The 11,965-nt window shown below is 70.5% G+C and carries 8 protein-coding genes; 5 read left to right on the top strand and 3 right to left on the bottom strand.

Features of this window, described 5'->3' with window-relative positions; genetic code table 11:
- The first annotated feature begins 278 nt into the window (after positions 1-278).
- The gene (locus H9Y04_RS33640) at positions 279-1,715 is read left to right on the top strand and encodes a Gfo/Idh/MocA family protein (protein WP_187817925.1); all 1,437 of its coding nucleotides are present in this window, start codon (positions 279-281) and stop codon (positions 1,713-1,715) included.
- Between the two features lie 50 nt (positions 1,716-1,765).
- On the opposite strand, the gene H9Y04_RS33635 is transcribed toward H9Y04_RS33640, so the two are convergent.
- Both H9Y04_RS33635 and H9Y04_RS33630 read right to left on the bottom strand, forming a co-directional pair.
- Positions 1,766-2,746: an aldo/keto reductase gene (locus H9Y04_RS33635; protein WP_187817924.1), complete on the bottom strand. Its 981-nt coding sequence runs from the start codon at positions 2,744-2,746 to the stop codon at positions 1,766-1,768.
- 173 nt (positions 2,747-2,919) lie between these two features.
- The gene (locus H9Y04_RS33630) at positions 2,920-3,669 is read right to left on the bottom strand and encodes a L,D-transpeptidase family protein (protein WP_438818184.1); all 750 of its coding nucleotides are present in this window, start codon (positions 3,667-3,669) and stop codon (positions 2,920-2,922) included.
- A 226-nt stretch (positions 3,670-3,895) separates the two neighbouring features.
- On the opposite strand from H9Y04_RS33630, the gene H9Y04_RS33625 reads away from it, so the two are divergent.
- Positions 3,896-5,683 (top strand): ABC transporter transmembrane domain-containing protein, encoded by a 1,788-nt coding sequence (locus H9Y04_RS33625; RefSeq protein WP_187817922.1) that lies wholly within the window; start codon positions 3,896-3,898, stop codon positions 5,681-5,683.
- The gene (locus H9Y04_RS33620) at positions 5,680-7,461 is read left to right on the top strand and encodes an ABC transporter ATP-binding protein (protein ID WP_187817921.1); all 1,782 of its coding nucleotides are present in this window, start codon (positions 5,680-5,682) and stop codon (positions 7,459-7,461) included. The genes H9Y04_RS33625 and H9Y04_RS33620 overlap by 4 nt, the downstream gene beginning before the upstream one ends.
- A 76-nt stretch (positions 7,462-7,537) precedes the next feature.
- On the opposite strand, the gene H9Y04_RS33615 is transcribed toward H9Y04_RS33620, so the two are convergent.
- Positions 7,538-8,329 carry a metal-dependent hydrolase gene (locus tag H9Y04_RS33615; protein ID WP_187817920.1) on the bottom strand — a complete coding sequence of 264 codons (792 nt, stop codon included), beginning with the start codon at positions 8,327-8,329 and terminating at the stop codon, positions 7,538-7,540.
- Between the two features lie 106 nt (positions 8,330-8,435).
- On the opposite strand from H9Y04_RS33615, the gene H9Y04_RS33610 reads away from it, so the two are divergent.
- Complete coding sequence (locus H9Y04_RS33610) at positions 8,436-11,009, top strand: DEAD/DEAH box helicase (protein ID WP_187817919.1); 2,574 nt, start codon at positions 8,436-8,438, stop codon at positions 11,007-11,009.
- Positions 11,010-11,061: 52 nt separating this feature from the next.
- Positions 11,062-11,946 carry an acyl-CoA thioesterase gene (locus tag H9Y04_RS33605; protein WP_187817918.1) on the top strand — a complete coding sequence of 295 codons (885 nt, stop codon included), beginning with the start codon at positions 11,062-11,064 and terminating at the stop codon, positions 11,944-11,946.
- Positions 11,947-11,965 lie beyond the last annotated feature (19 nt).

The raw sequence follows: 11,965 nt of genomic DNA, 5'->3' as shown, positions 1-11,965 counted from the left end.
GCGCGCACCGGCGTGTTCACACCTGCTCGGGCACCCCGCTTCTCCTGCGTATTCCATCGCGATCCGGCTTCTCGGACGGCGAATTCATCGGATCTCAGGAACGGACACTTTGTCCCGCTCACGGACGAAGTGGCGCGCCTGCGGCCTCGATTAGTCCAAGCCGGTACGCGACAAGTCCAACTCCCTGTCCACTTCGGCCTCTTGCGCCCCGGAGTTCCCAGGGCGAGGGTGGCTGGCGCCGTTGCACCATCCATCCCCGCCTTACCGACGGAGGTCCGATGCACGACGAGAACGCCACCCCCACCCCTGACGAGTCCACCGCTGCCGACGGGGGCTTCTCCCGCCGTTCCGCACTGCGCGCCGCGGGTCTCGCGGGCGCCGCGGGGATCGGTCTGGGCGCGATGGGCTCCGGTACCGCGCAGGCCGACACCCCGGCGGCCGCAGGTGCCGCGAGAGTGGAGGGCCGGCCGGGCCAGACCATGGTCAATGTGCCCTTCGAGGCGCGCAGCACTGTCCGGGTCGGCATCATCGGGCTCGGCAACCGCGGCGGCGGCATGATCGATCTGTTCCTCGCGATACCCGGCGTGCAGGTCGTGGCGATCTGCGACCCGGTCAAGGAGAAGGTCGAGCGCTGTGCGAAGAAGGTGACGGACGCGGGCCAGCCCGCTCCCGGGACCTACACCAAGGGCGACCATGACTTCGAGAACCTCTGCAAGCGCGCCGACCTGGATCTCGTGTACGTGGCCACCCCCTGGGACTGGCACTTCGAGATGGCCAAGACCGCGATGCTCAACGGCAAGCACGTGGGCGTGGAGTGTCCGATCGCGATGCGCCTCGACGAGCTGTGGGAGCTGGTCGACCTCTCCGAGCGCACGCGCCGGCACTGCATGCAGCTGGAGAACTGCTGTTACGGCCGCAACGAGATGCGTGTGCTGCGCATGGCGCACGCCGGGCTCTTCGGTGAACTCCTGCACGGCGCGGGCGCGTACAACCACGACCTGCGCGGCCTGATGTTCGACCCCGACTACTACGAGGGCCCCTGGCGCCGTCTGTGGCACACGCGGCTGCGCGGCGACCTCTACCCGAACCACGGCTTCGGACCGGTGTCCAACTACATGGACATCAACCGCGGCGACCGTGTCACACACATCTCCAGCTTCGGCACCCCGGCGCTCGGTCTCGCCGAGTACCGCAAGGCCAACATGCCGCCGGGCGACCCTAGCTGGAAGGAGACCTACATCGAGTCGGACCGCACGATCAGCCTGGTGCAGACGGCCAAGGGCCGGGTCATCCGTCTCGAACACGACGTGTCCACGCCCCACCCGTACAGCAGGATCAACCAACTCGGCGGCACCAAGGGCGTCTTCGAGGACTACCCGGCCCGGATCTACCTGGAGCCGGACCACAGCGACGACGTGTGGCACAGCTTCGGCGACTACGCCGAGTGGGACCACTGGCTGTGGAAGGAGCACGCCAACCCGCCGGGCGGGCACGGCGGCATGGACTACATCATGCTGTTCCGCCTGATGCAGTGCATGCAGAAGGGCATCGTCCCGGACTTCGACGTGTACGACGCGGCCACCTGGACCGCGCCCGTACCGCTGAGCCATCTGTCGATCAGGGCCAAGGGCCAGCCGCAGGAGATCCCGGACTTCACGCGTGGCGAGTGGCGCAAGAAGCGGTCGGGGGTGGACTCGGAGAAGCCCTCCGCGTAGGCGAACTCATCCCCGGTGCCGTCCCGTTGACGCGGGCGGCACCGGCGCGCCTAAAGTGCGCGGGCGTCGATCAGGCCCTCGGTGTGCAGGGCCGGCCACAGCGCGTCGGGCACGTCGGCGCCGAACGCGGCGATGTTGGCGGCGACTTCCTCCGCGGCCCGCATCCCGACCACCACGCTCGCGACGACGGGGTGGCGGCGCGCGAACGCGAGGGCGGCCTGCGGAAGGGTCACCCCGTGCGCGCGGCACACCTGCGCGATCCGCCGGGCTCGCCCCAGGAGCTCGGCGGAGGCCGGTGCGTAGTCGAACGTCGCGCCCTCCACGGGCTGTTCGGTCGCGAGCAGACCGGAGTTGAAGACGGACGCGGCGAGCACGCAGACCCCGCGGGCGGCGCACGCCGGGAAGAGCGAGTCGAGCGCGCTGTGGTCGAGCAGCGTGAAGCGGCCCGACAGCATCACCACATCGGGATCGGCCTCGGTGACCAGGCGCGCGAGCAGAGCGGGGTCGTACATGCCGGCGCCGATCGCGCCGACGACGCCCTGCGCGCGCAGTTCGGCCAGCGCGGGGTAGCCGTTGCGGAGCGCGTCCTCGAAGTGCTGCTCGGCATCGTGCAGGAAGAGGACGTCGATACGGTCGGTACGCAGCCGCTTCAGGGAGTCCTCGACGCTCCTGAGGATCCCGTCGCGGGAGAAGTCCCAGACGCGGCGGTGGGTCGCCGGTACGTGGAAGGCTCCGTCGAGGCGCCCCTCGTCGTCCTGCGGCACGAGCAGCCGGCCGACCTTGGTCGAGAGGGTGTACTCGTTGCGCGGCTTGTCCGCGAGCAGATTCCCGATGCGGCGTTCGGAGTGGCCGATGCCGTAGTGCGGCGAGGTGTCGTAGTAGCGGATCCCCGCGTCCCAGGCCGCGTCGAGCGCACCCTGGGCCGTCTCGTCGTCGAGCGGTGCGAACAGGCCGCCGAGCGGTCCGCCGCCGAACCCCAGCTCGCCGACGTGCACTTGGGTGGAGCCGAGCCTGTTGCCGTGCGGGGTCATGGACGTCCTCTCTCGACGGTACGAGGGGCATGCGAGTCGCCGATGGTACGAGGGGCCTGCGAGTCCCCGACGCTACATGGGGCATGCGAGTCCCCGGACATCCTGGCGCGGACTCCCCCGGGCGCCAATGGATTTCCGTACGGCGGGAGTTGGACGGATCGGGCTTTCGGGGATCAGGCCTTGAGGCGGTCCTCGTCACCCATGACGATCACGGGCTTCTGCGCCGGGTCCAGGGTGGTCAGCAGATACGTCATGGCTTGCTCCGGCAGGCTCACGCAGCCGGACGTGCCGCTGCCGTGGTCCAGGTGCAGCCAGATCGAGCCGCCCTTGGCGCGGCCCTGAGGGCGGGTCGGATCGCCCGGCGAGGTGCCCTTGACGCGGTTGTAGTCGATCGCGATGACCAGGTCGAAGTCGTGCCAGTGGGTCTTCGGCCAGGAGCGAGGTGCGGTGAAGGCCGCCGCGGAACGCGTGTACCTGAGCTTCGTGCCGGGGTCGGCGAGGACACCGCCCGCGTCGCTGAGGGTGAAGACGCCGACGGGGCTGCGCTTGTCTCCCTCGCGGTGGTCGGTGGTCCAGCCCTTCTTGCCGTTGTGCGCGGGCCAGCTGCGCTCGCGGTCCCAGGTGGTGCCGTGCTTGGTGAACAGGGCGACCGTGGACCGCGCGGAGTTCTCGCCCCGGCCGTAGACGGCGATCACCTGCCGTGAGTCGGACGGGATGCGGTCCCGCAGGCGTTCACCGATGCCGGGAAGGTGCGCGAGGTCGGTGGTCGGCGAGGCGCTGGGGCGGGAATCGGTCCCCGGCTCGCCGGGACTTCCCTGCGTACCGCCGTCGGTGCCGCAGGAGGTCAGGGCCGTGGCCAGGGCCACGGCGAGGAGCGAGGACCGCAGGGTGCCGGGAGAGCGCCGGGTGCCGGTGAAGCGCATGCGTTCCATGCTCGCACGCGCCGCGTGGCGGACTCACGTGCCGTCCCTTCCGCGCGCTCGCGGACGGCACCTCCGTACGTCCCGGACGGCACGTCCGAAAAGCGCACTCCGGGCAGGAAAACCGTTTGCCCCCGCCACCGTCCGGCAGGGAACCTTGCACGTTCCCTTTTCCACCGCGGCCCAGCACGGCCGCCTGCCCGCAACCGCCTGCCGAGCTCTGGACATCATGCAGATCAGTGACCTTCCGTATGCCGACCCGGGTGTGCCCGACGCACGCTCAGGTCCCCGATTCCTGCTGTGGCTGGGGCGGAACCAGATCAGCGGCCAGGCCCGGTCCTTCGCCTGGGGCCTGCTGCACTTCGCCTCGGTCATGGCCCTGCCGTTCGCGGTGGGCTCGGCCGTACAGGCGGTCGTCGACCGCTCCGGCGGCCGGCTCGCCCTCTCCGGTGTGTTGCTCGTCCTGTCGGGCGTGGCCATCGCACTCGGCGACACGATGCTGCACCGCACCGCCGTCACCAACTGGATCACCGCCGCGGCCCGCGTCCAGCAGCTGCTCGCCCGTAAGACCGCCCAGCTCGGCTCCGCGCTGACCAGGCGGGTGGCCGCCGGCGAAGTGGTCGCCGTGTCCACCGGTGACGTCGAGAAGATCGGCTGGTTCGTGGAGGCGCTCTCGCGCTTCCTGGCCGCCGCCATGACCGTCGTCCTGACCTGCGTCGCCCTCGCGCTCTACCAGCCGGCGCTCGCCGTGGTCGTCGCGATCGGTGTGCCGGTGCTCGCGCTCGGCGTGCTGCCGCTGCTGCCGAAGGCCACCCAACTCGCCGACGTGCAGCGCGAGAAGGCGGGCCGGGCCACCGAGCTGGCCGCCGACACCGTCGCGGGCCTGCGGGTGCTGCGCGGGATCGGCGGTGAGGAGCTGTTCCTCACGCGCTATCGCGAGGCCTCGCAGGAGGTGCGCAAGGCCGCTGTGCGCAGTGCGCGCATGTGGTCCGTGATCAGTGCCGTCCAGGTGCTGCTGCCCGGACTGCTGCTCGTCGCGGTGGTCTGGTACGGCATCGGGCTCGTGCGCGACGGCCGGATCCAGATCGGTGAACTCGTCACGGTCTACAGCGCCGTGATGCTGATGACGTACCCGCTCAGGCACTTCGAGGAGATCGCCATGGCGTACTCCTTCTCGCGCCCCTCCGCCCGCCGTGCGGCACGGGTGCTGTCCATCGAACGCGCGACGGACGGCAGCGGGGAGCTCGACGACGCCAAGGCCGAGGGCGACCTGTACGACCCGGTCACCGGGCTGCTCGCACCGGCGGGCCGCCTCACCGCGGTGGTGTGTGGAGACCCGGACGAGGCCGGGCGCCTGGCCGAACGGCTCGGCGGCCACCCCGCACTCGACGAACCGGTCGCCTCCGTGCGGCTCGGCGGGATCCCGCTCGACGAGCTGCCGCTGGCCGCCGCGCGTGCGGCTGTCCTCGTCCAGGACAAGGACCCGGTGCTGCTCTCGGGCACGCTGAGCGAGCTGCTCGACGTACCGGCGTCCGGGCAGGTCGGCGCCGAGGAGGCGCTGGCGGCGGCCGAGTGCGCGGATGTGCTCGACGCGCTCACGCAGGCCGCCATCGACGACGACCCGATGCAGGCGCCGATCACCGAACGCGGCCGTTCGCTGTCCGGCGGGCAGCGGCAACGGCTCGCCCTGGCGCGTTCGTTGGTGACCGATCCCGAGGTCCTCGTACTCGACGAGCCGACCTCCGCGGTCGACTCGCACACCGAGGCACGGATCTCCGAAGGCCTGCGCAAGCTGCGCCAGGGACGTACGACGGTGGTCCTCACCTCGTCGCCGCTGCTGCTCGACCGCGCCGAGCGGGTCGTCCTGGTGCACGAGGGCGAGGTCGCGGCGGTCGGCCTCCACCGCGAGCTGGTCCACAGCGAGCCGCGCTACCGCGCGATCGTCACGCGCGAGACCGAGGCCGAGCAAGAGGCCTACATCCAGCAGACGTACGAAGAAACGGAGGAGTCGGCATGATCGGGCTAGCGCCACCGGCCTACGATCCGGCGGCCCCGCGCAGCGCGAACACGCTGCCGGTGGGATCGGCCGCCACGGTGCGCGGCTATGTCCGCGAGCTGTTCGGCCGGCACCGCAAGGCCTTCGCGGTCCTGATCGCCGTGAACACCGCGGCCGTGGTCGCCTCCATGGTCGGGCCCGCGCTGCTCGGCTCGCTGGTCGACCGCGCCGCGGACACCGCCGCCGACCTCCATCTGGAGCGCACCGTCGCCCTGTTCGTGGCGGCGCTGGTGGCCCAGGCGTTCTTCGTGCGTCTGGTACGGCTGCGCGGGGCGATGCTCGGCGAGCGGATGCTGGCCGATCTGCGCGAGGACTTCCTCGTACGCTCCGTCGGCCTGCCGCCCGGTGTGCTCGAACGGGCGGGTACGGGCGATCTGTTGTCGCGTATCACCACCGACATCGACCGCCTGGCGAACGCGATGCGCGAGGCCGTGCCGCAGCTCACCATCGGCGTGGTCTGGGTCGTGCTCCTTCTCGGCGGTCTCGTGGTCACGGCGCCGCCGCTGGCCCCGGCCGTGCTGCTCGCCGTGCCGTTGCTCGTGGTGGGCTGCCGCTGGTACTTCAAGCGGGCGCCCTCCGCGTACCGTTCGGAGTCCGCGGGCTATGCGGCGGTGGCTGCGGTGCTCGCTGAGACCGTGGACGCGGGCCGTACCGTCGAGGCGCACCGCCTGGGCGAGGAGCGGATCGCGCTCTCCGACCGGCGCGTGCGCGAGTGGACCCAGTGGGAGCGGTACACGCTGTTCCTGCGCTCGGTGCTCTTCCCCGTCATCAACCTCACGCATATGACGGTGCTCGCCTCGACCCTGATGATCGGCGGCGTCTTCGTCCTGCAGGGCTGGATCGGAGTCGGGCAGATGACGACCGGCGCGCTGATCGCGCAGATGATGGTCGACCCGGTGAACCTGATCCTGCGCTGGTACGACGAGTTGCAGGTCGCCCAGGTCTCGCTGGCCCGGCTCGTGGGCGTGCGGGAGATCGAGCCCGGTGCGGGTGACGATTCCGTACGGCCCGAGGGGCGCCATGTCGAGGCGGCGGATGTGCACTTCGGGTACCGGCCCGGGGTGGACGTGCTGCGCGAGGTGTCGCTCGGGCTGCGTCCCGGCACGCGGCTCGCCCTGGTCGGTCCGTCCGGTGCGGGCAAGTCCACGCTCGGCCGGCTGCTCGCGGGGATCTACGCTCCGCGCACGGGGCAGGTGACGCTCGGCGATGCGGAGCTGTCGCAGATGCCGGCGGAGCGGGTGCGCGAGCATGTGGCCCTGGTGAACCAGGAGCACCACGTGTTCGTCGGCTCGCTGCGCGACAACCTGCGGCTCGCGCGCTCGGGCGCCGAGGACGCGGAGCTGTGGGCGGCGCTCGGTGCGGTCGACGCCGACGGGTGGGCCCGGGCGCTCTGCGACGGGCTCGACACGGAGGTCGGCTCGGGCGGGTTCACGCTCACACCGGCGCAGGCGCAGCAGATCGCGCTGGCCCGCCTGGTGCTCGCGGACCCGCACACCCTGGTGCTCGACGAGGCCACGTCGCTGCTGGACCCGCGGGCCGCGCGGCATCTGGAGCGCTCGCTCGCGCGGGTACTCGACGGCCGTACGGTCGTGGCGATCGCCCACCGGCTGCACACCGCGCATGACGCGGATGTGATCGCGGTGGTCGAGCGGGGGCGGATCAGCGAGCTCGGCAGCCATGACGAGCTGGTGGCCGCCGATGGGGCGTATGCGGCGCTGTGGAGGTCGTGGCACGGGTGAGATCCGAGGGCCGAGGTGGGCGAGCTGTCCGTCCACCTCGGCCGCTGCTTGATGCGACGGCGCCCGAGCCGATGCCTCAGATGTAACCCAGCGCAGCCGCTCCGCCCACCCCGCCGAGCAGCATGAACGCAGGCATCAACAGCTTCAGCTCCACCCAGCTGCCCGCGCGGAAGCGCATCAGCTTCGGTGGGCCCACCGGGTACCAGCGCTTGCCGGCGATGGGCAGGGGCCAGAACATCGGGCAGCCCGAGATCGTGAGCGCGTCGCCGATGGTGTGGACGACCGCGCCGAGGAGGACCGGCAGGCCCAGCCACAGGTACTCCTGACCCTCACCGGTGAACAGCCAGTCCGCGCCGTTGCCCGGCTTGTCCAGGACGCCGGCGAGGATCCAGGCGCTGGTCGCACCGAGCAGCCAGACCAGCACGTCGCTGGACATCCGCGCCGCACGCCACAGCAGGCCCTCGACCGCGAGGACCAGGTGGACGAAGAGGATGCCGAGCACCGCCCACCGGCCGCCGAGCACCGCGAGGGCCGAGAACCCGATGCCGATCATGACCGCCCACAGCCATGTGTGGGTGAGCGTGCGGTGGCCGCCGGTGCGGCGTGCGTCCCTGGTCGACTTCGTCGCCTTGTAGACCCCGTACGAGATCTTGTCGACGATGCCGCACAGCGCACGCGAGAGCGGTCCGAAGGCGCGCGAGATGGTCGCCGACTTGTGGTCGAGGTCGGGGGCGAGCGCCGCGCCCGCGCAGATCAGCGCACCGACGAGCAGGACGGGCCAGGGCATCGTGTGGTCCATGGCCGCCGCTGCCGCACCCACCCCCAGCCACGCCGCCGCGCCGGACAGTGAGTGTGCCGGACCCATCATGGCCGCTACCCGCCCCATTTCTGTTGTACGTATGCCCAGTTGACGCCCAGGGCGGCCACGCGGTTGCGCTGCGCCGTCCCCCGGTCGGCTGCACAGCGTAGCGTTCGTGATCTTCGTACGGACGGCCGATTCCCCTTACGGGGGACAGGGCAGGCAAGATGGGGGCGTGACCCTTATCGATCAGCTGCCGCCGGAAGCCGACCCCGATGCCCTCTACGAAGCCTTCGAAGGCTGGGCGACGGAACGCGGCATCACCCTCTATCCCCACCAGGAGGAGGCGCTGATCGAGGTCGTGTCCGGGGCGAACGTGATCGTTTCCACCCCGACCGGCTCCGGCAAGTCCATGATCGCCGCGGCCGCGCACTTCGCGGCGCTCGCCCGCGACGAGGTCACCTTCTACACCGCTCCGATCAAGGCGCTGGTGTCGGAGAAGTTCTTCGAGCTGTGCAAGATCTTCGGGACCGAGAACGTCGGCATGCTGACGGGCGACGCGTCCGTCAACGCCGACGCACCCGTCATCTGCTGCACCGCCGAGGTGCTCGCCTCCATCGCGCTGCGCGACGGCAAGGACGCGGACGTCGGCCAGGTCGTCATGGACGAGTTCCACTTCTACGCCGAGGCGGACCGCGGCTGGGCCTGGCAGATCCCGATCCTCGAGCTGCCGCAGGCGCAGTTCATCCTGATGTCGGCGACGCTCGGCGATGTCTCGATGTTCGAGAAGGACCTGACCCGGCGCACCGGCCGGCCCACCTCGGTGGTGCGCTCGGCGACACGCCCGGTGCCGCTGTCGTACGAGTACCGGCTCACGCCGATCACCGAGACGCTGACCGAGCTCCTGGAGACCAAGCAGGCGCCGGTCTACATCGTGCACTTCACGCAGGCGCAGGCCGTCGAGCGTGCGCAGTCGCTGATGAGCATCAACATGTGCACGCGCGAGGAGAAGGACCAGATCGCCGAGCTGATCGGCAACTTCCGCTTCACCACCAAGTTCGGCCGCAATCTCTCGCGTTACGTACGGCACGGCATCGGTGTGCACCACGCCGGCATGCTGCCCAAGTACCGCCGGCTCGTCGAGAAGCTCGCGCAGGCCGGTCTGCTCAAGGTCATCTGCGGTACGGACACGCTCGGCGTCGGTGTCAACGTGCCCATTCGTACGGTGCTGTTCACGGCGCTGACGAAGTACGACGGCAACCGGGTGCGGACTCTGCGGGCGCGCGAGTTCCACCAGATCGCGGGACGTGCGGGGCGCGCGGGCTTCGACACGGCGGGCTTCGTGGTCGCGCAGGCGCCCGAGCACGTCATCGAGAACGAGAAGGCGCTCTCCAAGGCGGGCGACGACCCGAAGAAGCGCCGCAAGGTCGTCCGCAAGAAGGCCCCCGAGGGCTTCGTGGCCTGGTCGGACACCACCTTCGAGAAGCTGATCGCCTCCGAGCCGGAGCCGCTGACCTCCCGCTTCCGGGTCACCAACATCATGCTGCTCTCGGTGATCGCCCGGCCCGGCGACGCCTTCCAGGCGATGCGCCATCTGCTCGAGGACAACCACGAGCCGCGCAAGGCCCAGTTGCGGCACATCCGCCGCGCCATCGCCATCTACCGCTCGCTGCTCGACGGCGGGGTCGTGGAACAGCTGGACACACCGGACGCCGAGGGCCGCACGATCCGCCTCACCGTCGACCTCCAGCAGGACTTCGCCCTCAACCAGCCCCTGTCGACCTTCGCTCTGGCCGCCTTCGACCTGCTCGACCCGGAGTCGCCCTCGTACGCGCTCGACATGGTCTCGGTGGTCGAGTCCACCCTCGACGACCCCCGCCAGATCCTGGCCGCCATGACGAACAAGGCGCGCGGCGAGGCCGTCGGCCAGATGAAGGCGGACGGCGTCGAGTACGAGGAGCGCATGGAGCGGCTCCAGGACATCTCGTACCCGAAGCCCCTCGAAGAACTTCTGTGGCACGCGTACAACCTCTACAAGAAGTCGCACCCCTGGGTGGCCGACCACCCGGTCTCCCCCAAGTCCGTCATCCGCGACATGTACGAACGGGCGCTGACCTTCACCGAGTTCACCGCCTGGTACGAGCTGGCGCGCACCGAGGGCATCGTCCTTCGCTATCTCGCCAGTGCGTACAAGGCCCTTGAGCACACGATCCCGGACGACCTCAAGTCCGAGGACCTCGAGGACCTGATCGCCTGGCTCGGCGAGATGGTGCGCCAGGTGGACTCCAGCCTGCTCGACGAGTGGGAGCAGCTGGCCAACCCCGAGGTGATGACGGCGGAGGAGGCCCAGGAGAAGGCCGACCAGGTCAAGCCGGTCACCTCCAACGCGCGGGCGTTCCGTGTCCTCGTCCGCAATGCCATGTTCCGCCGCGTCGAACTCGCCGCCCTGGACAACGTCCGCGAGCTGGGCGAGCTGGACGCCGACGCGGGCTGGGACGCGGAAGCGTGGGGCGAGGCGATGGACAAGTACTGGGACGAGTACGACGAGCTCGGCACCGGTCCCGACGCCCGCGGGCCGAAGCTGCTGCAGATCGAGGAGCGTCCGCAGGACGGTCTCTGGCGCGTCCGGCAGACGTTCGCCGATCCGAACGGCGACCATGACTGGGGTATCAGCGCCGAGGTCGACCTCACGGCGTCCGACGCGGAGGGCCTCGCGGTCATCCGGGTCACGGATGTCGGCCAGCTGTAGCCCTCCGAGCCCTTTCCGCAGGACCCTTTGTGACCACCGGAGAACACCACCGATGACGAACCCCGCCGAACGCCTGGTCGATCTGCTCGACCTGGAGCAGATCGAGGTCAACATCTTCCGCGGCGCCAGCCCCGAGGAGTCCCTGCAGCGGGTCTTCGGCGGCCAGGTGGCGGGCCAGGCCCTGGTCGCCGCCGGCCGCACCACGGACGGCGACCGTCCGGTGCACTCGCTGCACGCGTACTTCCTGCGACCGGGCCGACCCGGCGTGCCGATCGTGTACCAGGTGGAGCGGGTGCGCGACGGGCGCTCGTTCACCACGCGGCGCGTGACGGCCGTACAGCAGGGCCGCACGATCTTCAACCTCACGGCGTCCTTCCATCAGCCGGAGGAAGGGCCCTTCGAGCATCAGCTGCCGCCGCGCCTGGACGCACCGGACCCGGAGACGCTGCCGAGCGTCGTCGACGAGATCCGTGAGCATCTCGGCGCGCTGCCCGAGCAGTTGGAGCGCATGGCGCGACGCCAGCCCTTCGACATCCGCTACGTCGACCGGCTGCGCTGGACGCCCGAGGAGGTCAAGGACGCGGAGCCGCGCAGTGCGGTGTGGATGCGCGCGGTCGGCCCCCTCGGCGACGATCCGCTGGTACACACCTGCGCGCTGACGTACGCGAGTGACATGACGCTCCTCGACGCGGTCCGCATCCCGGTGGAGCCGCTGTGGGGACGGCGCGGCTTCGACATGGCCTCGCTCGACCACGCGATGTGGTTCCACCGCCCGTTCCGTACGGACGAGTGGTTCCTGTACGACCAGGAGTCCCCCATCGCCACGGGCGGGCGCGGCCTGGCCCGCGGCCGGATCTACGACCGCGAGGGGCGGCTGCTCGTGTCGGTGGTGCAGGAGGGGCTGTTCCGTACGTGGGCGCCGAAGCCGGGGGCTTGATCAGCACGTTGGGCAGCCT

This window comes from Streptomyces polyasparticus (genome assembly GCF_014493765.1).
In the GTDB taxonomy this organism is placed as follows: domain Bacteria; phylum Actinomycetota; class Actinomycetes; order Streptomycetales; family Streptomycetaceae; genus Streptomyces; species Streptomyces polyasparticus.
Note: the sequence above shows the minus strand (reverse complement) of the source record. Positions and strands in the feature narration are given on the sequence as shown.

Bases quoted from the DNA above. Each gene is read 5' to 3' on its own strand.
- H9Y04_RS33640 (WP_187817925.1), top strand. From the start codon at position 279: ATGCACGACGAGAACGCCACCCCCACCCCTGACGAGTCCACCGCTGCC.
- H9Y04_RS33635 (WP_187817924.1), bottom strand. From the start codon at position 2,746: ATGACCCCGCACGGCAACAGGCTCGGCTCCACCCAAGTGCACGTCGGC.
- H9Y04_RS33630 (WP_438818184.1), bottom strand. From the start codon at position 3,669: ATGCGCTTCACCGGCACCCGGCGCTCTCCCGGCACCCTGCGGTCCTCG.
- H9Y04_RS33625 (WP_187817922.1), top strand. From the start codon at position 3,896: ATGCAGATCAGTGACCTTCCGTATGCCGACCCGGGTGTGCCCGACGCA.
- H9Y04_RS33620 (WP_187817921.1), top strand. From the start codon at position 5,680: ATGATCGGGCTAGCGCCACCGGCCTACGATCCGGCGGCCCCGCGCAGC.
- H9Y04_RS33615 (WP_187817920.1), bottom strand. From the start codon at position 8,329: ATGATGGGTCCGGCACACTCACTGTCCGGCGCGGCGGCGTGGCTGGGG.
- H9Y04_RS33605 (WP_187817918.1), top strand. From the start codon at position 11,062: ATGACGAACCCCGCCGAACGCCTGGTCGATCTGCTCGACCTGGAGCAG.